Source organism: Actinoplanes sichuanensis, assembly GCF_033097365.1.
Classification (GTDB): domain Bacteria; phylum Actinomycetota; class Actinomycetes; order Mycobacteriales; family Micromonosporaceae; genus Actinoplanes; species Actinoplanes sichuanensis.
Genome location: NZ_AP028461.1, coordinates 823,570 through 843,732 on the forward strand (window position 1 = coordinate 823,570; position 20,163 = coordinate 843,732).

The 20,163-nt window shown below is 69.5% G+C and carries 21 protein-coding genes; 14 read left to right on the forward strand and 7 right to left on the reverse strand.

Annotated elements, in window-relative coordinates:
* Positions 1-26: 26 nt before the first annotated feature.
* Entirely contained in the window at positions 27-1,562 is a 1,536-nt protein-coding gene (gene mmsA / locus Q0Z83_RS03535; protein WP_317792321.1) for a multiple monosaccharide ABC transporter ATP-binding protein, read from the forward strand.
* Positions 1,559-2,800, forward strand: coding sequence for a multiple monosaccharide ABC transporter permease (gene mmsB / locus Q0Z83_RS03540; RefSeq protein ID WP_317792322.1), 1,242 nt, complete (start codon positions 1,559-1,561; stop codon positions 2,798-2,800). Before mmsA ends, mmsB begins: the two co-directional genes overlap by 4 nt.
* 105 nt (positions 2,801-2,905) lie before the next feature.
* Here the strand turns inward: mmsB and Q0Z83_RS03545 are convergent, their stop codons facing one another.
* Both Q0Z83_RS03545 and Q0Z83_RS03550 read right to left on the reverse strand, forming a co-directional pair.
* Complete coding sequence (locus Q0Z83_RS03545; RefSeq protein WP_317792323.1) at positions 2,906-4,180, reverse strand: DUF1501 domain-containing protein; 1,275 nt, start codon at positions 4,178-4,180, stop codon at positions 2,906-2,908.
* Positions 4,181-4,183: 3 nt separating this feature from the next.
* Positions 4,184-5,719, reverse strand: coding sequence for a DUF1800 domain-containing protein (locus Q0Z83_RS03550; RefSeq protein ID WP_317792324.1), 1,536 nt, complete (start codon positions 5,717-5,719; stop codon positions 4,184-4,186).
* A gap of 115 nt (positions 5,720-5,834) precedes the next feature.
* On the opposite strand from Q0Z83_RS03550, the gene Q0Z83_RS03555 reads away from it, so the two are divergent.
* Positions 5,835-6,878 (forward strand): ROK family protein, encoded by a 1,044-nt coding sequence (locus Q0Z83_RS03555; RefSeq protein ID WP_317792325.1) that lies wholly within the window; start codon positions 5,835-5,837, stop codon positions 6,876-6,878.
* Here the strand turns inward: Q0Z83_RS03555 and Q0Z83_RS03560 are convergent.
* A complete protein-coding gene (locus Q0Z83_RS03560) occupies positions 6,865-7,200 on the reverse strand; it encodes an STAS domain-containing protein (protein ID WP_093611709.1) in 336 nt (111 codons plus the stop codon). The genes Q0Z83_RS03555 and Q0Z83_RS03560 overlap by 14 nt on opposite strands.
* A 107-nt stretch (positions 7,201-7,307) precedes the next feature.
* Positions 7,308-8,801 (reverse strand): glucose-6-phosphate dehydrogenase, encoded by a 1,494-nt coding sequence (zwf, locus tag Q0Z83_RS03565; protein WP_317792326.1) that lies wholly within the window; start codon positions 8,799-8,801, stop codon positions 7,308-7,310.
* Positions 8,802-8,993: 192 nt separating this feature from the next.
* On the opposite strand from zwf, the gene Q0Z83_RS03570 reads away from it, so the two are divergent.
* Positions 8,994-9,932, forward strand: coding sequence for a DHH family phosphoesterase (locus Q0Z83_RS03570; protein ID WP_317792327.1), 939 nt, complete (start codon positions 8,994-8,996; stop codon positions 9,930-9,932).
* A 171-nt stretch (positions 9,933-10,103) separates the two neighbouring features.
* On the opposite strand, the gene Q0Z83_RS03575 is transcribed toward Q0Z83_RS03570, so the two are convergent.
* The gene (locus Q0Z83_RS03575; RefSeq protein WP_317792328.1) at positions 10,104-10,916 is read right to left on the reverse strand and encodes a DUF1775 domain-containing protein; all 813 of its coding nucleotides are present in this window, start codon (positions 10,914-10,916) and stop codon (positions 10,104-10,106) included.
* Between the two features lie 84 nt (positions 10,917-11,000).
* Here Q0Z83_RS03575 and Q0Z83_RS03580 point away from each other — a divergent pair, with 84 nt between their 5' ends.
* From Q0Z83_RS03580 to Q0Z83_RS03590, 3 genes are read left to right on the forward strand one after another with little or no spacing between them, the layout of a single operon-like run.
* Positions 11,001-11,210, forward strand: a complete 210-nt coding sequence (locus Q0Z83_RS03580) for an RNA-binding S4 domain-containing protein (RefSeq protein WP_093611701.1) — start codon at positions 11,001-11,003, stop codon at positions 11,208-11,210.
* Between the two features lie 43 nt (positions 11,211-11,253).
* Positions 11,254-12,141: a hypothetical protein gene (locus tag Q0Z83_RS03585; protein WP_317792330.1), complete on the forward strand. Its 888-nt coding sequence runs from the start codon at positions 11,254-11,256 to the stop codon at positions 12,139-12,141.
* Positions 12,138-12,305 carry a hypothetical protein gene (locus tag Q0Z83_RS03590; protein WP_317792331.1) on the forward strand — a complete coding sequence of 56 codons (168 nt, stop codon included), beginning with the start codon at positions 12,138-12,140 and terminating at the stop codon, positions 12,303-12,305. Before Q0Z83_RS03585 ends, Q0Z83_RS03590 begins: the two co-directional genes overlap by 4 nt.
* Before the next feature lie 164 nt (positions 12,306-12,469).
* Here the strand turns inward: Q0Z83_RS03590 and Q0Z83_RS03595 are convergent, their stop codons facing one another.
* Positions 12,470-12,838 carry an FKBP-type peptidyl-prolyl cis-trans isomerase gene (locus tag Q0Z83_RS03595; RefSeq protein WP_317792332.1) on the reverse strand — a complete coding sequence of 123 codons (369 nt, stop codon included), beginning with the start codon at positions 12,836-12,838 and terminating at the stop codon, positions 12,470-12,472.
* 119 nt (positions 12,839-12,957) lie between these two features.
* Between Q0Z83_RS03595 and Q0Z83_RS03600 the strand changes: the two genes are divergently transcribed.
* The 7 genes from Q0Z83_RS03600 to Q0Z83_RS03630 all read left to right on the forward strand — a co-directional run bounded on the left by Q0Z83_RS03600 (position 12,958) and on the right by Q0Z83_RS03630 (position 18,873).
* Positions 12,958-13,827 carry a lytic polysaccharide monooxygenase gene (locus tag Q0Z83_RS03600; RefSeq protein WP_317792333.1) on the forward strand — a complete coding sequence of 290 codons (870 nt, stop codon included), beginning with the start codon at positions 12,958-12,960 and terminating at the stop codon, positions 13,825-13,827.
* A 104-nt stretch (positions 13,828-13,931) separates the two neighbouring features.
* Positions 13,932-14,207 (forward strand): hypothetical protein, encoded by a 276-nt coding sequence (locus Q0Z83_RS03605; protein ID WP_317792334.1) that lies wholly within the window; start codon positions 13,932-13,934, stop codon positions 14,205-14,207.
* Positions 14,208-14,257: 50 nt separating this feature from the next.
* Positions 14,258-15,649: a DUF4331 domain-containing protein gene (locus Q0Z83_RS03610; RefSeq protein WP_317792335.1), complete on the forward strand. Its 1,392-nt coding sequence runs from the start codon at positions 14,258-14,260 to the stop codon at positions 15,647-15,649.
* A 23-nt stretch (positions 15,650-15,672) separates the two neighbouring features.
* Positions 15,673-16,047: a phospholipase gene (locus Q0Z83_RS03615; protein ID WP_317792336.1), complete on the forward strand. Its 375-nt coding sequence runs from the start codon at positions 15,673-15,675 to the stop codon at positions 16,045-16,047.
* Positions 16,048-16,057: 10 nt separating this feature from the next.
* Complete coding sequence (locus Q0Z83_RS03620) at positions 16,058-17,071, forward strand: AraC family transcriptional regulator (RefSeq protein ID WP_317792337.1); 1,014 nt, start codon at positions 16,058-16,060, stop codon at positions 17,069-17,071.
* A gap of 225 nt (positions 17,072-17,296) precedes the next feature.
* Positions 17,297-17,818, forward strand: coding sequence for a SigE family RNA polymerase sigma factor (locus Q0Z83_RS03625; RefSeq protein ID WP_317792338.1), 522 nt, complete (start codon positions 17,297-17,299; stop codon positions 17,816-17,818).
* Entirely contained in the window at positions 17,815-18,873 is a 1,059-nt protein-coding gene (locus tag Q0Z83_RS03630; protein ID WP_317792339.1) for a TolB family protein, read from the forward strand. Before Q0Z83_RS03625 ends, Q0Z83_RS03630 begins: the two co-directional genes overlap by 4 nt.
* A 51-nt stretch (positions 18,874-18,924) precedes the next feature.
* Here the strand turns inward: Q0Z83_RS03630 and glgC are convergent, their stop codons facing one another.
* Positions 18,925-20,157, reverse strand: a complete 1,233-nt coding sequence (gene glgC / locus Q0Z83_RS03635) for a glucose-1-phosphate adenylyltransferase (protein WP_317792340.1) — start codon at positions 20,155-20,157, stop codon at positions 18,925-18,927.
* Positions 20,158-20,163: the final 6 nt, after the last annotated feature.

The following is a 20,163-nucleotide window of genomic DNA, read 5'->3' on the forward strand; positions in this document are numbered from 1 at the left end:
GCCTCATCAGCCCATAGGAGGGCTCCATGACCGACACGATCCTGCGGATGAGCGGCATCACCAAGACGTTCCCGGGCGTCAAGGCGCTGCAGGACGTCAATCTCGAGGTACGCAGGGGTGAGATCCACTCCATCTGCGGCGAGAACGGGGCCGGCAAGTCGACCCTGATGAAGGTGCTCTCGGGTGTCTACCCGCACGGCACCTACGATGGTGACATCCAGTACGACGGCGAGTTGTGCCACTTCTCCGGAATCCGGGACAGTGAGCATCGCGGCATCGTCATCATCCACCAGGAGCTGGCGCTCGCGTCCAATCTTTCCATCGCCGAGAACATCTTTCTCGGCAACGAGCAGGCCAAGAACGGCTGGATCAACTGGAACCGGACCAACGCGGCGGCGGACCAGCTGCTGCGCCGGGTGGGCCTCGCGGAGAGCGCTGTCACGCCCGTCGTCGAACTCGGCGTCGGCAAGCAGCAGCTGGTGGAGATCGCCAAGGCCCTCTCCAAGGAGGTCCGGCTGCTGATCCTCGACGAGCCCACCGCGGCGCTCAACGACGAGGACTCGGCCCACCTGCTGAACCTGCTGCGCGGACTGCGTGACGAGGGCATCACCTGCGTGATCATCTCGCACAAGCTCAACGAGGTGATGGGGATCTCGGACCGGGTCACCATCCTGCGGGACGGTCGGACCATCTGGACCGAGGAGACCGTCAACCTCACCGAGGAGAAGATCATCGCGGGCATGGTCGGCCGCGACATGGAGCACCGGTACCCGGACCACACGCCGAAGATCGGCGAGGAGTCGCTGCGGATCGTCGACTGGACGGTCTACAGCCCCACCCAGCCCGACCGCGCCCTGGTCCGCAACGCTAACCTGACCCTACGCCGCGGCGAGATCGTCGGCCTGGCCGGCCTGATGGGCGCCGGCCGCACCGAACTGGCGATGAGCGTCTTCGGCCGCTCCTACGGCGTCAACATCTCCGGCCGGCTGTTCAAGGACGGCAAGGAGATCCAGGCGCGCAGCGTGCGCGAGGCGATCGACCACGGCATCGCCTACGCGACCGAGGACCGCAAGCGGTACGGCCTGAACCTCATCGAAGACATCAAGCGCAACGTCTCGGCGGCCGCGCTCGGCAAGCTCGCCAAGGGCGGCTGGGTCGACGGCAACGAGGAGTTCAAGGTCGCCGACGAGTTCCGGACCAGCATGAACATCAAGTCGCCGACCGTCGAGGCGATCGTCGGCAAGCTTTCCGGCGGTAACCAGCAGAAGGTCGTACTCTCCAAGTGGATCTTCACTGACCCGGACGTGCTGATCCTGGACGAGCCGACCCGAGGCATCGACGTCGGCGCGAAGTACGAGATCTACACGATCATCAACCGGCTCGCCGACGAGGGGAAGGCCATCCTGGTCATCTCGTCCGAGCTGCCCGAGCTTCTCGGGATCTGTGACCGCATCTACACCCTCTCGGCCGGCCGGATCACCGGCGATGTGCCCCGCGCCGAGGCCACGCAGGAGAGCCTGATGACCCTGATGACGAAGGAAGTACAGGAGGTAGCGCCGTGACGGCCGCACCCGCGCAGGTCGGCAAGGGCGCGGGCGCGCCCGGGCGCGACACGGCTCCCCGCAGGGTCAACTTCGACCTGAAACAGAGCGGCATCTACATCGCTCTGGCGATCACCGTCGTGATCTTCACGGTGCTGACCGGTGGCGACCTGCTCGCCCCGCAGAACCTGAGCAACATCATCGTGCAGTACTCGTACATCCTGGTGCTCGCCATCGGCATGGTGCTGATCATCATCGCCGGGCACATCGACCTCTCGGTCGGCTCGGTGGTGGCCGCGTCCGGCGCGTTCGCCGCGGTCATGATGGTCGAGATGGATCTGGCCTGGCCGATCGCGGTGGTCGCGACGCTGGCCTTCGGCGCGTTGGTCGGCGCCTGGCAGGGCTACTGGGTGGCGTACTTCGGCATCCCGGCGTTCATCGTCACCCTGGCCGGCATGCTGCTGTTCCGTGCGGTCACCTACATGATCCTGGGCAACAAGGGCATCGGCCCGTTCCCGGAGGAGATCCGCACCATCGCGAACGGCTTCATCCCCGGCTGGATGGGCAACATCGGCCTCGGGTCGGCGCTCGGCGGCGCCGACCTGTTCAGCATCATCGTCGGTGTCCTGGTCGTGGTGGCGATGGCCATCGTCCAGTTCCGCACCCGGGCCGGCCGGATCCGCTACAGCCAGGCCGTCGACCCGATGTGGCTGTTCCTGCTCAAGGTCATCGTCCCGGCCGTGCTGGTGCTGTTCCTGGTCGTGCAGCTGGCCCGGTTCCGCAACCTGCCGTGGGTACTGGTCCTGCTCGCGGCGCTGGTGGTCGGCTACACCATGGTCACCAACCGGGCCGTGTTCGGCCGCCAGATCTACGCGGTCGGTGGCAACCTGCAGGCCGCGACGCTCTCCGGCGTCAAGGTCAAGTCGGTGGTGTTCTGGCTGTTCGTCAACATGGGCGTGCTGTCCGCGGTGGCCGGCCTGATCTTCGCCGGCCGGCTCAACCTGGCCGGACCGACCGCCGGTAACAGCTTCGAGCTGGACGCCATCGCGGCCGCGTTCATCGGCGGCGCAGCCGTCCAGGGCGGTGTCGGCAAGGTCGTCGGCGCCATCACCGGCGGCCTGATCATGGGTGTCATCAACAACGGCATGGGCCTGCTCGGCGCCCAGACCGAGACGGTCATGCTGGTCAAGGGCGCGGTGCTGCTCGCCGCGGTCGCCTTCGACGTCTGGTCGAAGCGCCGCACGGCAGGCGCCCGCTAGGGATACCAGCCGGCCCGGGACAGGGCCTTGATCCGGGTCGGCTGACAAGGGCCGGTGCTTCTGGGAGAAGCACCGGCCCTTGCTCGTGTCATCGACGGTACCGCCTCAGCGGGCCGTGGCCAGGCCGAACGAGGACGGCTTGACCTTCGGGAAGACGGTGTCCAGGGCGCCCAGGCCGCAGCGCTTCTGCAGCACCTCGCCGATCACCGAGCGGTAGTCGGTGGTCGCCTTCAGGTCGCCGGCGATCAGCGCCTGCGGGTCCAGGGTCGGCCAGTCGCCGTACACCCGGCCGCCCCGGATGCCGCCGCCGAGCAGCATCATCGCGTTGCCGTGGCCGTGGTCGGTGCCGCGGGAGCCGTTCTCCTTCACCCGCCGGCCGAACTCGCTGATCGTCAGCACCGTCACGTTCTTCATGCCCTGATCACCGAGATCGGTGACGAAGGCGGCCATCGCGGTGGAGAAGTCGAGCAGGTTGTCGTACATCCGCTCGCCGGCCACCGCCGGGCCGAGCCCCTGGTGCATGTCCCAGTCACCGCAGTCCACCGCCGCTGTGACCAGCCCGGACTTCGCCTTGATCAGCCGGGCCACGTCGCGCAGCGCGCCGCCGAGGTCGGAGTCGGGGTAGACCGCGCCGTTGGCCGGGGTGTACGTGCCCTTCACCGTGGCGGTGGCGGCCAACGCCCGGTCGGCGGCCAGGGCGGGCGCCGCGAGCACGGCGGGGACATCGGCGTACATCGCCCGCAGCGCCGCCGCCATCGGCTTCTTGCCGTCGGCGGTGAGGGTGAACTCCTCCAGGCCCCGCATCGACACGTCGGACGCCGGGCCGGACATCAGCCGGGCCGGCATCGCGTCACCCATCGACACCGCGGCCAGCGGCCCCGAAGCGCCGGTGAGGCCGAGCATCCGGTCCAGCCAACCGCTGCGGATCGAGGTGCCGGGGGCGGCGTTCTCCATCGCCTCCATGGCGGCGAAGTGCGAACGCGTCGGGTCGGGCTGGCCGATCGCGTGGACGGCGGCCAGCCTGCCCGCCTTCCACTGTGGCAGCAGCGGAGCCAGCGCCGGGTGCAGGCCGAACATGCCACCGTCCCCGGCGATCACCTTGGCCTTCGGCACCGCGATGCCGGGCCGTGCCTTGAAGTAGTCGGAGTCCCCGATCGGCGCGAACGCCGACAGGCCGTCGAATCCGCCGCGCATCGACACCACGACCAGGGTGTCCCCGGTGTACGTTCCGGCGGCGAAGGCCAGGCTGGTGCTCAGCGTCTCCCCGGCCAACCCGGCCAGCGCCGCCCCGGCGCCGACGGTCAGCCCGCGGCCGAGCACTCCCCGGCGGGTGAGCTGCAGCTTCTCGTTCTCGTCACAGCAGAGCAGTGGTGCGGTCATCGGTCACCTCAGCTGGAAGGACGGCGAGTCAAGAACAAGGGCGATGAGGTACGGCGCGGAGCCGGCCAGCGACTTGTCCTTGCCGGTCAGAGGACTGGTCGGCACCTTCCCGGCGACACTGAGCACGGCGGCGGTGTGGGCGGCCGGCAGTTTCGCCCCGATCAGCCGCTGCGCGATCGCGTCGACCAACGCGCCGTAGGTGCCGGGCAGCACTCCGACCAGCGACTTCAGCAGGTCGGCGGGCCGGGTCAGCTGCTTGGGGTACCAGCCGGCGGCCAGGTTCAGGTGCAGGTTGCAGCGCATCAGGAACGCCGAGGGTGAGGCCCAGGCGGTGGCCACGTCCGGGAAGCCGTCCGGGGTGCTCCAGCGGAACGGGGCGTTCCCGGCCTCCACCAGGTGGTTGTAGATGGCGTCGAGCGACTTCACCCCGGAGGCGTCCGGGCCGAGGCCGAGCACCCGCACCGTGGCGATGGCGTCCTCGAACGGGGTGCGCGCCTTCTGCCCGGCCGAACCGGCGAACTCCGGCGACAGGAACAGCGCCTTCAGCACCGGGGCGATCGCGGTGTCGTTGTCCAGGTAGACCTTCTTCAGCTTGGCCACCAGCGTCTCCGGGGCCGTGTCGGCCACGAACCGGACACACAGCTTGCGGGCGATCCGCTCGGCGGTCTCCGCGCGGCGGGCCAGGTGGTCGATGAAGGCGAACGCGGCGGCCTCACCGTCGGTGGCGGAGTTGGCGTGCCGGAAGCCCAGGATGTCGACGGCACCGGTGGCGTGCAGCGAGGCGTCGTAGACGTACGCCCGCGACGACTTGCCGACCGTCATGCCGGTGAGCAGCCGGGCCGCGGCCAGCACGTCGGGCTCGGAGTAGTTGTCGACGCCGACGGTGTGCAGCTCCATCAGCTCACGGGCGTAGTTCTCGTTCGGGTGCGCCTTGGTCGACGAGCGCTGGTCGAGGTAGGTCAGCATGGCCGGGTGCCGGGCGCTGGCCTTGAGCATGTCGGCGAACTTCCCGAGCGCGTGCTTCCGGATGACCGTGGTGTCGTAGTCGGCGCGGGTGTCCCAGACGCCGCTGGACGGGGCGGCCACGTGCAGGTGGTTCGCCCAGAACGCGACGGCCTGCTCGAACAGCTGCCGCTCGCTCCATGCGGCCCGGGCGACGGCGGCCCGACCCAGCTGCTTGAACGCGTCGTAGGAGTCCTTGGCCAGCTTCGCGCGCACGGTGACCGGGTCGGCACCGGCCATCGGCAGCCGCTTGACGACCTCGTCGCACCGGGTGTCGCTGATCCGCGCCGGGTCGAGCTGCCGGTCCAGCCAGCCGTTCACACCCAGCCGCCGGGCCTCGGCCAGCGACTCCGGGGTGGCGCCGAAGGTGGCGCGGCGCAGCAGGTGGGCGATCGGGTCGGCGCCCATCGTCCGGGCCAGGTCGAGGACGGGCGCGGCCAGGGCGGCGGCGGGCGTCTCGACGGCCAGGCCGGTGACGGTGAGGGCGGCGGTGGCGACGGAACCGGCGAGCACGGTACGGCGGGTCGGCTTGGTCATGCCAGACGGTTCGGCCTGGAAGCCGGGTCGAGGCACGGCTGCAACCGTGACTAACGGATCCGCAATCCGGGCGCACCCGTGACCGGAAACGGGGTGCTGACTTAGTCTCAAGACCGTGGATCAGGCTGAAACCGTACGTACCCCGTCCTCCTGGGTCGTCGTCGGGCTAGACAACGGCGGCACCTGCAACAACGCCACGGTTCTCGACGCGACGGGGCAGTTCCTCGTCAGCGACCTCGTGGAGAACCCGAGCCGGGTGCTCGAGGGCCCGGAGTCGGCCGTCGAGGCCCTCGCCGAAGCATTCGGCAACATTCTGGAGCTGACCAGGACACCGCTGTCACTGGTCCGCGCGGTCGGGTTGGACACGCCGGGCCCGGCCAGCGCGCACGGGGTGATCTCGTCGAAGGGCGCCACCAACTTCAACCAGGTGTCCTGGCACGGGTTCGACATCCGGGGTGCCCTGGAGACCCGGCTCGGCCTGCCGGTGGTCTACAACAACGACGGCAACGCGGCCGCCCTGTACGCCCACCACCAGCACTTCGGCGCCGAGGCCGCGGCGAGCTCGTCGGTCTCCGCGATCGTCGGCACCGGTCTGGGCGGCGGTGTGGTCGAGGCCGGGCATGTGGTCCGCGGCGCGGCCGGGATGGCCGGCGAGCTGGGGCACGTGCAGATCCCGCTGCACGGGGTCCTCGAGGAGGGGCAGCCGGTCCCGATGTGCAACTGCGGGTTCGCCGGCGACGTGGAGAGCATCGCCTCGCTCACCGGTATCAAGAACAACCTGCTGCCGTACTGGCTGACCCGGTTCCCGGACCACCCGCTCGCCGCCGAGCCGATCCCTCAGGCCGCCAAGGCGCTACGCGGGTACGGCGAGAAGGAGGACCCGATGGCGCTGGCCGTCTTCGGGCAGCAGGCCAAGGCGATCGGCAAGCTCTTCACCATCGCGGCGAACTTCACCGACCCGTCGGCGTACTTCCTGGGCGGCGGCGTGGTCGAGGCGGCACCGCACTTCCGGCAGTGGTTCCTCAACTCGGTCCGGGAGAGCACCGACCTGCGCGACGAGCAGAAGGCGGTCGCCACCTTCGCACTGGTCCCCGACCGGGACATGGCCGGGGCCCGGGGCGCGGCGGTGGCGGCGCTCAAGTCGGTCACTCCTCTTTGAGAGCAGCCGCCACGTCCGGGAACATCGGCAGGTAGTCGCTGAGCCCGAGGGTGTCGAAGAGCCTGCGCAGGAAGCCCGACGGGGCGGCGAGACGGACCCAGCCGCCCCGTTCCGCGGCCCGGCCGTGCGCGGTGACCAGCACACCGACGCCCATCGAGTCGCAGAAGTCGAGGCCCGACACGTCCACCACCACACGGGGGGCGGGGCGTTCGACGAGCCTGGTCAGGTTCGCCTTGAGCGCCGGTGCGGTGTCGATGTCGAGTGATCCGCGCAGGACCAGCACGGCCGTGTTCGGTGGATGGTGCGCGACCGAGACCTGCATATTCGGGTGTCCTTTGCGGTGGAGCGGGCTCGCGTGCGGTGGATCGGGCTCGCGGGGGATCGATGAATACCCTATGCGAGCCCGTCACCACACGCAGGTTGCGCCACTCAGGACGCGTTGCGCCACTTGCGGCCGTTGCGGCCGATCAGCCGGTCGGCGTCGGTGGGGCCCCAGGACGCCGCCTCGTACGTCGGGATCGGCGAGGTGTCCTTGTTCCAGTGCTCGATGATCGGGTCGACGATCCGCCAGCTGTGCTGCACCTCGTCGCTGCGGATGAAGAGCGACGCGTCACCGATCAGCGCGTCCAGCAGGAGCCGCTCGTACGCCTCCGGGGACTCCTCGACGAACGTCTGGTCGTACGAGAAGTCCATGCTCGCCGTGCGCACCCGGAACGAGTGACCGGGCACCTTGGCGCCGAACCGCAGCGAGATGCCCTCGTTGGGCTGGATCCGGAGGATCAGCGCGTCGGCCTCCAGACCGGTGAGCTGATCGGTCGGGATCGGCAGGTGCGGCGGCCGCTGGAACTGGAGCGCCACCTCGGTGAGCCGGGCCGGCAAGCGCTTGCCGGTCCGCACGTAGAAGGGCACGCCCGCCCAGCGCCAGTTGTCCACGTTCAGGCGCATCGCGGCATACGTCTCGGTACGCGAGAGCGGGTCGACGCCCACCTCCTCGCGGTAACCGGCCATCAGCTCCTCGCGGGTGCCGCCCCGGGTGTACTGCCCGCGGACCGCGGCGTCGGCGATGTCCCGGTCGGTGGGCAGCCGGATCGCCTGGAGCAGCTTCACCTTCTCGCTGCGCAGGCCCTCACCGCCGAACGACGCGGGCGGCTCCATCAGGGCCAGCGCCAGAACCTGGAGCACGTGGTTCTGCACGATGTCGCGCATCGCGCCGGCGTGCTCGTAGAAGCCGCCACGGGTGCCGACGCCGAGAGTCTCGGCCACGGTGATCTGCACGTGGTCGACCCAGGAGCGGTCCCAGATGGGCTGGAAGATCGAGTTGGCGAAGCGCAGCGCCAGCACGTTCTGAACAGTGTCCTTGCCCAGGTAGTGGTCGATCCGGAAGACCTGGTGCTCCTCGAACGCGCCGTGCACGATGCCGTCCAGCTCACGCGCGGTGGCCAGGTCACGCCCATACGGCTTCTCGATCACCAGCCGGGAGAAGGAGCCCTCCCGCGCCTGGTTGAGCCCGGCACCGGCCAGCCCGTTGATCACCGGCTCGAACGCGCCGGCCGGGGTGGACAGGTAGAACAGCCGGTTACCGGCGGTGCCGCGAACCGCGTCCAGCTCGTCCAGGGTCTCGGCGAGGCGCTTGTAGGTGTCCGGGTCGTCGTAGCCACCCGCCACGTAGCGGATCCCGCCGGCCAGCTGCCGTTTCTCGGCGAGGCTGCGGCCGCCGAGGGCGCTCTCCGCGAACTGCTCGTCGCTCATCGGCGTCCGCGCGACGCCCACCAGCGCGAACTGGTCGGGCAGCCGGCTGTGCCGGGCCAGGTTGTCCACCGCCGGCAGCAGCTTGCGGCGGGTCAGGTCGCCGGACGCGCCGAAGATCACCAGCGTGGCTGGCGGGGCGCTGCGCTCCTGGATGAGCTGAGGTGCGTGGTCCATGGTCTGCGAGTCCTCCGACCGGGTCGTAACCGTCCGTTTGAACCTTACGGCCGGTGACCCTCGGAGGGTTCATCCGCTTCCTGCAAAGCGGGACAACGTGGCGGTGAACACGTCCATAGCCCCGATGCGCCCGGACCATTGCGAAAAAAGTGGCAAACTGGGTTCAAAGGTCTGGCAACCGAGGGGGACCCTGTGAAGTACCGGCTCGTGACCCGTAGCGACTTCGACGGTCTCGTGTGTGCCGTACTGCTGCGCCATCTCGACATGATCGACGACATCCTCTTCGTGCACCCCAAGGACGTGCAGGACGGCGTCGTGGACATCTCCGACCGGGACATCCTCACCAACGTGCCGTACGACCCGCGCGCCAACATGGTCTTCGACCATCACCATTCGGAGACCCTGCGTAACACCGGTGGCCTGGACAACCACGTGATCGACGCGGAGGCCCCGTCGGCGGCTCGGGTGATCTACGAGCACTTCGGTGGCCGGGAGCGGTTCCCGAAGGTCACCGACGATCTGATGCGCGCCGTGGACCAGGCCGACTCGGCCGACTACTCGCTCACCGACATCCTCAGCCCGACCGGCTGGACGCTGCTGAACTTCCTGATGGACAGCCGCACCGGCCTGGGTCGGTTCCGCAACTTCCGGATCTCCAACTACCAGTTGATGATGCAGCTCATCGACGCGTGCATCGAGCACAACGACGTCAACGAGATCCTCGCCCTGCCGGACGTGGTGGAACGCTCCGAGCTGTTCCACGAATGCTCGCAGCGGTTCGTCGACCAGTTGCACCGGGTGTGCCACATGGAGGGCGACGTGGTGGTCGTCGACCTGCGGGAGGAGGAGGTGATCGAGGCGGGCAACCGGTTCATGGTGTACGCGCTGTTCCCCGAGTCGCGGGTGTCGGTGCACATCATCTGGGGCCGGCAGAAGCTCAACACGGTCTTCGCCTGTGGCAAGTCGATCCTGGACCGCACCTCCCCGGTCGACATCGGCGAGGTGATGCTGCGCTACGGCGGCGGCGGTCACCTCGCGGCCGGCACCTGCCAGGTCCCGCACGACGAGTCGGACCGGGTGGAACGCGAGATCATCGACGCGCTGCGCACCGAGCGGGTCGTCACCGTATGACCGGGCGGGCGGGACCCTGAGGTCCCGCCCGCCCGGCGCGCGGATCACGGGCCTTGCCCGGGCCCCACCCGCCGGTCGTGGTTCCGCGCCCCACGCGCTCGCCACGACGTTTCCTCACGCCCACCCGCGTGAGGTTTTCCCAAACTGCAGGCCCGGCCTGCTTGGGAGCCTCTACTCGCCCTTGTAGGCCCATTTGCTGCTGCCGGCGCCGACGGGCTCCTTCTCCTCGTCGTCCGCCGGTTCCTTCTCGTCCTCCGCCGGCTTCTCGTCCTCGACGGCCCGGTGCCGTCCGCGCAGCATCGTCCAGCCCGCGCCGAGAAGCGCCAGCGCGGCCACGATCCAGCCGGAGATGGAGAGCCAGGACGGTCCCTCGGTCGCGTTGGCCACGAGCTCCGCGAACAGGGCGTCCTCGGCCGTCGTGTCGTCCGTCGCGGTGGTGGTGCCGGTCCCGCTGTGGTGCACCGGGATACCGCCGTTCGACGGAGTCAGCGTCATCGTCGCGGGCATCACCGGCCCGGCCTTCCCATCGGCGAACTTGGTCTCGACCATGAACCGCATCGTGCTCAGCGTCGGCATGGGGCCGATCGCCACGGACAGGTCGGCCGAGGCGCCCGGCGCGATGGTGGTGCCGTTCACCGCGATCCAGGTGATCGATTCGGCGGCCTCGGTCGCCGGGGTGCCGCCGTGGATGGTGCTGAGCGGCTGCTGCAGCTTCTGGTAGGTGATCTTCGGTGCCCAGTCCGGATGCGACAGCGGGTACACCTCGGCCACCGGCGTGTCCGCCGGAATCTTCAGTGCCACCTCGCCGATCGGGGACGTGCCGTCGTTGGTCACGTGGAACGTCAGGTTCGCTCCACTGCCCTGCGGCGCGGTCGCCGGATTCACTGTCACGTCCGCCATGGCGGCGCCGCCGGCGAAGAGCACGCCGACAGCGGTCACAGCGGTGATCACGCCCGCACGGCGGGCCAGCCCGAGATGCCTCACGACATGTAGTTCGGATCACCGGTCCCGATGGTTCAACCCGGACCCAGAAGATTTCCGGGAGATCTCGTGACGGATGATTGAATGATGCGTGACGTGCCCATCGACGGCGACATGATCCGGCTCGGCCAGTTCCTCAAGCTGGCCGATCTCATCGACACCGGCGGCGAGGGCAAGATCCTCATCGCCTCCGGTGATGTGACGGTGAACGGCGAGGTCGACGTGCGCCGCGGCCGGCAGTTGCATCCCGGCGATGTGGTCGAGGTGCTCGGCCGTCGGGCTCGGGTGGTTTCTTAGCAAAAGCCGGAACCTCGGCGGGACCGGGCTCGTCGTACCGGGCATGACCACCAACCGCGGTCTGCTGACCGCCGTCGCCGTCCCCCTTCTGCTGCTGGGCGCCTGCGCCCGGCCCGGCGTCGCCGGCGAGGCCGGCGCCCCCGGCTCCGCCGCTCCGGTCACCGAGAGCACCACCGCCGATCCCGCGACGATCGTCCTGCGTGTCGAATACCGCGGCGGTTTCGTCCCGGCCGAGACCATCCCCTCCCGGCTCCCGCAATTCAGCATCTACGCCGACGGCCGCGCCGTCACCGAGGGCCCGGTCACGCTGATCTATCCCGGCCCGGCTCTGCCGAACCTCCAGGAGATCAAACTCAGCGAGGCCCAGGTCAAGCAGCTGACCGCCGACGCGGTCGCCGCGGGCGTCCGGTCCGGCACCGATTTCGGTACGCCCGGAGTCGCCGACATCCCCAGCACGAGGATCAGTGTCGTCACCGCCGGTGGCGAGCAGTCCGTCGAGGTGATGGCGCTGAGCGAGGCCCGTCCCGACGACACCTCACTGACCGCGGCGCAGAAGACCGCGCGCACGAAGCTCAGTGACTTCGTCAAGTCGCTGCACGACCTGTTCGCCGAGGCGGCAAGCCCGGCGGCCAAGCCCTACCAGGCGGAGCGGGTCGCCGTGCTGGCCGCCCCGTACCAGGACAACGGTGACGGTCTGAGCGGCGCCCCGGTCAAGTGGCCGGCCGCCGACCTGCCCGGCGCGTTCCTCAACCAGGAGCTGCGGATCAACTGCCTGACCGTGGAGGGCGCGGCCAAGGACGAGGTGCTGGCACTGGCGGCCAAGGGCAACGAGCGGACCCCGTGGGAGTCGGCCGGCAAGAAGTGGCAGATCAAGTTCCGGCCGCTGCTGCCGGACGAGAAGGAATGCGCCGACCTGCGGAGGCAGGCGTGAACCCGATCGGTGAGCCGGTCGACGACGGCGTTCCGGTGGTGAGCGGCGGCACCGGTCCCGCCGACGGCGACCGCCGACCCGGGCCGGCTGCCGAGCCCGCCGGCCCACCCGAGGTGAGCGTGCCGAAGGGACAGCCACCGGCCGGCGCGGCCCCGCTCGGCTGAGCATCCGGCCGGCTCCCGGTGCTGTCCGAAGGCCGTTGCGACAGCACCGGGAAGCAGCCGAAGTCGATCTGGTCGCCGATCGCTCGCGGCGGCCGCGTCTCCCTCGGGAGGACACGGCCGCCGTGCACCGCCGTCCGAATGGACCGGGCGCAGGCCCGCGGCGGTCAGTGGACCTGAAGCAGGTCCACCACGAAGACGAGGGTCTCGTTCGGCTTGATCGCGCCTGCCGCACCGCGCGAGCCGTAACCCATGTGCGGCGGGATGACCAGCTTGCGGCGGCCGCCCACCTTCATCCCGGCGACACCCTCGTCCCAGCCGGCGATGACCTGCTGGCCGGCCACCCGGAAACCGAACGGCTCGCCCCGGTTGTAGGAGGCGTCGAACTCCTTGCCCGTGGACTGGGCGACACCCACGTAGTGGACGCTGACGAAGTCGCCCGCCTTCGCCTCCTGGCCCTCGCCCTGCACGATGTCCTCGATCAGCAGCTCGCTGGCCGGAGCATCGGGGATGGGGCCGACATCGGGCTTGTGCATGAATCCTCCTGGTTTCTTACTGACTCGGCCATGCAATCACAGGTCGATGGCCGGTGAACGAGCGGTGCCTGAACTCCGTACCCCCGGGTGGCTCCACCCAGCCGTACCCGGGAGATCTCATGCTTGTCCGCCGCATAGCCGCAGCCGCCCTGATCGTGGTGGCCGCCGTCCCCGTCGCGCCGTCGCCCGCGAACGCCCATGGCGCGCCGATGACACCGATCAGTCGCAGCGCCGCGTGCGCCGGAAACGGCGTCCAACGGGACGCCGCGGCCTGCAAGGCCGCTCTCAAGGCCACCGACGGGTTCCTCGGCGCCTACGACAACCTGCGCCTCGCCAACGTGCAGGACGATCGCACCCGGGTGCCGGACGGCAAGCTGTGCAGCGCCGGCATCGACCTCTACCGGGGTCTCGACCTGGCGCGTGACGACTTCCCGTCGACGCCCGTGAAGTCCGGGCAGAACTTGAAGATCAACTACCGGGGGACGATCCCGCACCAGGGCTCGTTCCGGATCTTCATCACCCGGACGGGGTACGACCCACTGAAAAAGCTGACCTGGGACGACCTCGGAGACGACCCGATCGCGGAGATCAAGGATCCGCCGCTGGCCGACGGGGCGTACCGGATGCGGGTGACCCTGCCTGAACGGACCGGGCGGCACCTGCTCTACGTGGTGTGGGAGACGTCCAGCACGCCGGACACCTACTACTCCTGCTCCGACCTGGTGTTCCCGACTCCGGTCCCGGTGGTCACCAAGAGCGCCGCCCCGGTCGTGACAAAGGCTCCGCCGGTCACGGCGGAGCCCTCCGCACCGGCGGCGACTCCGGTCGAGGTGGAACCCGAGCCCTCGGACACACCCGTGCTCTTGCCCGCCTCCGACAACAAGATGATCGATCTCGGTCACTGGCTCATCGTCGGTGCCCTGGCGGTCGCTGCGCTGGTCGCGGGCGGTGCGGGTCTCTCCCGGCTACGTCGCCGCGAAACTCGTTGAGAGTTTCCTGATTTTTCCTTTGAACTGCCGGCATCTCGATCTCGTACTGATCGGCGTCGACGATGCATTGCCTGTCAGGCCCCCCCAACGACGAAAGGCCAAGCATGAGTCGTGTTCGTTACCGCGCACCGGGCCGCACCTCGTGGCTGTCCCGCCGCCGCGTGCTGGCCCTAGCCGCGACAGGTGTGGGCGTCTCCGCCGCCGGTGTAGCCGGGCTGAGCCTCGCTGGAACGTCGGAAAGCGATGACGACGGTGCGCCGCTCGTGATCTCGCTGCGCGACGTCAAGAAGGGCACGATCGACGTCTTCTCCGGTGAGAAGGTCAAGACGATCACCGACAAGAAGCTCGTGGCCAGCCTGCTCAAAGCAGCCGGCCGCTGACTTCCGACGTTTCGACCTAACGTTCTTCCCGACAGGAGATCCCCCCGAACATGTCTTCCCATCGCGAAGCGCCGGAGATCAGCAAGGACCCGGTTGCCGACAGTTCCGACCTGTACGCGTTCGTCAGCCCCGACGACCCGGACACGGTCACGATCATCGCCAACTACGTGCCGCTGCAGCTCCCGTCGAGTGGCCCGAACTTCTTCGAGTTCGGCGACGACGTGCTCTACGAGATCCACATCGACGCGAACGGTGACGCCCGTCCGGACATCACCTACCAGTTCCGGTTCCGCACCGAGCTGCGCAACGACAAGACGTTCCTGTACAACACCGGTCAGATCAAGTCGCTCGACGACGAGAACTGGAACCGCCGGCAGTTCTACTCGGTGACGAAGGTCGACAGCCACGGCAAGAGCACGGTCCTGGCGAACAAGCTGCCGTGCCCGCCGTGCAACGTCGGCAAGATCTCGATCCCGAACTACGCGAAGCTCGCCGAGGACGCCGTCCACAAGCTGAAGAGCCGCGAGAAGGTCTTCGCCGGCCAGCGCGCCGACGCCTTCTTCGTCGACCTGGGCTCGATCTTCGACCTCGGCACGCTGCGCCCGTTCCAGGACAAGCACCTGGTCGGCTCCCAGCTGTTCAACTACGCCGGCAAGGCGGTCAACGCCACCGACAAGACGAACGTGCACAGCATCGCCATCCAGATCCCCCTCGACATGGTCCGCCGGGACGGCAAGAAGCGGGTCCGGGCCAAGGACGCGGGCGCCGTCATCGGCGTGTGGACCTCGGCCAGCCGCCGCCAGGTCGAGGTTCGTGGTGACAAGGGTGGCGGTGACGTCGTGGTCGGCCCGCAGGTGCAGGTCTCGCGTCTGGGCAACCCGCTGTTCAACGAGGTCATCGTGCCGATGGCGCAGAAGGACAAGTGGAACAGCCTCCCGCCGAGCGAGGACAAGCGGTTCGCCGAGTTCGTCGCCACGCCCGAACTGGGAGCGCTCCTGCCGGTCCTCTACCCGGGCCTCTTCGACAACCTGGCCGCGTTCAACAAGACCAAGGGCGCCCGTGCCGACCTGCTGGCGATCCTGCTGACCGGTATCCCGGACGGCATCATCGAGGGCTTCCAGAACAACACCGGCACGGTCCAGGCGGACATGCTGCGCCTGAACACGGCCATCCCGCCGGCCAAGAAGGAGAACGCCTTCGGTGTCGTCGGAGGCGACATCGCCGGCTTCCCGAACGGCCGCCGGATCGCCGACGACGTGGTCTCCATCTCGATCAAGGCGGTCGCCGGCGCGACGCTGCCGCTGGTCAACAAGGACTTCAAGGCGGACGCCGCGTCCGGGCTGGTCGAGCAGGGCCTGAGCATCAAGAACGTCAGTGCCTCGCTGCTCAAGAAGTTCCCCTTCCTGCCCACCCCGTTCGACGGCTTCAACAACCCGTCCTGACGAGAACCACGAGGGAGCACGGCATGAGCCTCGGACACGGCGACCACCACCATCACCACCACACCTACGCCCCCTCCGGGCAGGGCACGGTGATGCTGAACATCGGCGGCACGATCGGCGCGCTGATCATCCACACGCCGGCCACCCTGCACGGCCACGAGATCGAGGTGTCTCCGGTCGACGACAGCGGGCACCGGACGCACGCGGCGGTTCGCGCCCGATACGTCCGGTCGGGTGTCACCTTCTGCGTGGTCATCGACAGTCTTCCGGAGGGCCGTTACACGGTCTGGCAGGACGACGACACGCCGTACACGCAGGTTGAAGTCGTCGGTGGGGCGGTTGCCGAGGTCACCTGGCCGGCCAATCTGGTCCCTGGAAGGACGCCCGTGGCGGTCTAGTCTGGACGCCATGGCAGGCGGTCGGCTCCCGGGCCCGGCATCGCCGGGCGCGGACGTCCCGGTCCATGTCGGCCTGCGCACCTCCGACATGGACGAGGCCCGGGAGTTCTGCCGCAAGCTCTACTACGCGCCACTACGGATCGATCCGGTCGGTGACCCCGGCCGGATGCAGTTCGCCGCCGACGTGGTCACCATCGGCCCGATCACGCTCGGCGAGGTGCGGTACGGGACCGACATCCGGATCACCGTCGGGGCGTTGGAGACGGCGTACCACGTGCTGGTCCCGCTCAGCGGCGCGGTCCGCTCCCGGCACCGCGGCACGACGGTCCAGGCCGACGCCACCCGCGCGGTCGTGTACCGCCCGACCGGCGACATCGAGCTCGACTGGCCCGGCACCTGCCGGCTGTTGAGCGTCAAGGTCGACCGCGCCGCCCTGGAACGCGAGGTGGACGCCGCCCTCGACCACCGGGTGGTCTCCCCACTGCCGCTCGGCGCCACCTTCGATCTGGTCGACGGCCCCGGCCGGACCTGGGCCGCCCTCACCCGCCTGCTGCTCAACGAGTCGCGCTGCCCGGACGCGCTGGCCAGCCGCCCCCGGATGGCCGCCCGCTGGCGCGACATGGTGGTCAGCGGCCTGGCCCTCACCGTCGAGCACCCCTACGGCGAGGAGCCCGCCGGTCTGCAGGGCCCGCACCGCCCACGCACGGTCAAACGCGCTCTCGACGCGATGAACGCCGAACCGTGGCGACACTGGGCCATCCACGACCTGGCCGCGCTGGCCGGCGTCGGCGTCCGCGTCCTGCAGGAGTCGTTCCGCCAGCACGTCGGCATGCCGCCGCTCACCTACCTGCGCCGCCAGCGCCTCGACGAGGTGCACGCCGAGCTGTCCCGCTCCGATCCGGGCCAGGTCAGCGTCAGCGAGGTCGCCTACCGCTGGGGTTTCACCCATCTGGGCCGCTTCGCGGGCGCCTACCGCGAGCGGTTCGGTGTGTCACCGTCGCAGACCCTCCGAGACCGCCTCTAGGTGGTACGGCCAGGGGCCGCCGACCGCATCGGCCCGGTACCGCTCCCTCCGGCGCGAGCGATGCGACAGTCCCGGCCGACAGCGCGACCGCCGGGCGTGTGCGATGGTCACCGCCCCGGTGGCGCCGCCGCGGGAAAAGTTCGCGAGGAACGGCAACCATGCGGGCCCGGCCGAGCGTCATGGGTGGCGACCCGAGAACGACATCGATGAACGGGGGACTCCCGGGTGGGAGCCGCTGATGACGAGTTCGACTCCTTCGTCCGTGCCCGCACGCACGCGCTGCTGCGTTCGGCCTATCTGCTCACCGGTGACCAGCAACTCGCGGAGGACCTGGTCCAGACCGCGCTGACCCGCACCCACCAGGCGTGGAAGCGGCTGGCCGACACCGGCAACGCCGAGGCGTACGCCCGCCGCACCATGTACCACCTGCAGGTGTCCTGGTGGCGCCGCCGCCGGGTGGCCGAGGTCATGCCGGAGGTGATGCCGGATCGGTCCGGCGGTGACGACCACGCCGGCGCGGTGAGCCTGCGCCTGGTCATGCGGACCGCGCTGCTGCGACTGAGCGCCCGGCAGCGGGCCGTGCTGGTGCTCCGGTTCTTCGAGGACCGCACTGAACGGGAGGCCGCCGACCTGCTCGGCGTCACCGTCGGCACGGTGAAGAGCCAGACCGCGAAAGCCCTGGCCCGGTTGCGGGCCGTCGCCCCCGAACTCGCCGACCTGGAGACCCGGAACGGAGTCCTGTCGTGAACAACCTCCCCGAGCACCTGGCCGATCTGGCCGACGAGGTGGTGACCCCGCCAGACATGCGGGACCGGGTGCTGGCCTCGTCCCGGCGCGCGACCACCCGGCGGCGGGCCCGGCTCGCCGGTTCGGCCGCCGCCGCGGTGCTGGTGATCGCCTCCGGGGTCGCCTGGGCGGGCCTGCCGGGCTCGTCCCGCAGTGGCCCGGTCGAGGTCGCCGCCCCGTCGTCCTCCCCTCCGCCGCTGCCGGGCCCCGACCCGACGACGCACGGGGCGACCGTCCCGGACCGGCTGTTCTACCTGGCCGCGGACGGGCGGCTGCAACTGCTGCGGGACGACGGCAAGGTCACCACCCTGTTCACCCCGGACGGTGAGACCTGCGGCCTGACCGTCTCGCTGGACGGCAGGCGGATCGCCTGGGTGGCCGCCGACGGCGGTGGCGCGACGGGTGACCTCATCGTGGCCGAGCCGGACGGCAGCCACCGGCGGACGGTTCGCACCGGCGTGGCCTGCACCGGCGGCAACAGCCCGGTCTGGATGCCCGGCGGCCGGCACCTGCTGGTCCGGCCGGGCAACACCGCGCCGCGGGTCCTCGTCGACACCGTGTCCGGGGTGACCAGCCCGTCCTCGTTCCGGCACGTGAGCGGCTATCTGGCCTGGTCACCGACGGGCAGCCGGGTCGCCTACCGGGACGGCGCGGACATCGTGGTGGCCCGGCCGGACGGCGCCGAGGTCCGCCGGGTCGCCCACGGTGACGAAAGCCCGACGGGTGGATTCAGCGTGCAGGGTGTCTCCGACGACGGCCGGTGGGTGGTCGTCGGCATGCAGAACAGCGATCCCGACCTGATCCGGACCGGTTTCCGGGTGGTCGACGTCGAGTCCGGTGGCGTCGTGGATCCGACGAGGGGGATCACCGGGAAACTGACGCAGGTCCGGCCGTCCGCGGACGGCAACCTGCTGTTCCGGGCCGGGGGGCGCCTGGGGCTGACCGGACCGCCCGACGATATTCACGTCATCTGGCCCGAGCCGGCCGTGTTGCGTACCGCCACGTTGTTGCTCTGATCGGGGTTTCTTCTCCGCCGGGTGGGCCGTCCCGCCCGGCGGAGTACCGTCTCACAGCTCGACGCGCTGGCCCTTGCCGATCACGACCACGCCGTTGTCGCTGACCGTGTAGAGCTTGCGGTCCCGGTCGAGGTCGACACCGATCTGGGCGCCCTCGGGGATCACCACGTTCTTGTCGATGATGGCGTTGCGGATCACCGCCCGCCGGCCGACCGAGACGCCCTCCATGATCACCGCGCCGTCGACGTGCGCCCACGAGTTGACCCGCACGTTCGGCGAGATGACCGAACGCTCGACCAGGGCGCCGGAGACCACCACGCCGGGGGAGATCATCGAGTCGATGGCGCGGCCCTGCCGGTCGTCGTAGCCGTGCACGAACTTGGCCGGCGGCCACGAGCCGTAGTTGGTGAAGATCGGCCAGTCGTGGTTGTACAGGTTGAAGATCGGCAGGGTGGCGATCAGGTCCATGTGGGCCTCGTAGAACGAGTCGAGCGTCCCCACGTCGCGCCAGTAGCCGCGGTCCCGGTCGGTGGCGCCGGGCAGCTCGTTGTCGCGGAAGTCGTAGACGTTCGCCTCACCCTTCTCCACCAGCATCGGGATGATGTTGCCGCCCATGTCGTGCTTGCTGTCCGGGTTCTGTGCGTCGGCGGTGACCGCCTCGCACAGCGCCCGGGTGGTGAAGACGTAGTTGCCCATCGACGCGTAGACCTCGTCGGGCGAGTCGGGCAGGCCGACCGCGTCCTTCGGCTTCTCCCGGAACGCCCGGATCTTCTTACCGTCCGCGCCGACGTCGATCACCCCGAACTGGTCGGCGAGCGACAGCGGCTGGCGGATCCCGGCGACGGTGACCGCGGCACCCGAGGCGATGTGGTCGTTGACCATCTGCTTCGGGTCCATCCGGTAGATGTGGTCGGCGCCGAACACGATCACGTAGTCGGGCGACTCGTCGTTGATCAGGTTGAGACTCTGGTAGATCGCGTCGGCCGAGCCGGCGAACCAGCGGGGCCCCAGTCGCTGCTGGGCCGGAACCGGGGTGACGTAGTTGCCGAGCAGCGTCGACATCCGCCACGTCTTGGAGATGTGCCGGTCCAGCGAGTGCGACTTGTACTGCGTGAGCACGACGATCTTGAGATACCCCGCATTGGCGAGGTTCGACAGCACGAAGTCGATCATGCGATAGATGCCGCCGAACGGCACGCCGGGTTTGGCCCGGTCAGCCGTCAAGGGCATCAGGCGCTTGCCTTCTCCACCAGCCAGAACGATCGCAAGCACCTTGACTGCCATGGGGAG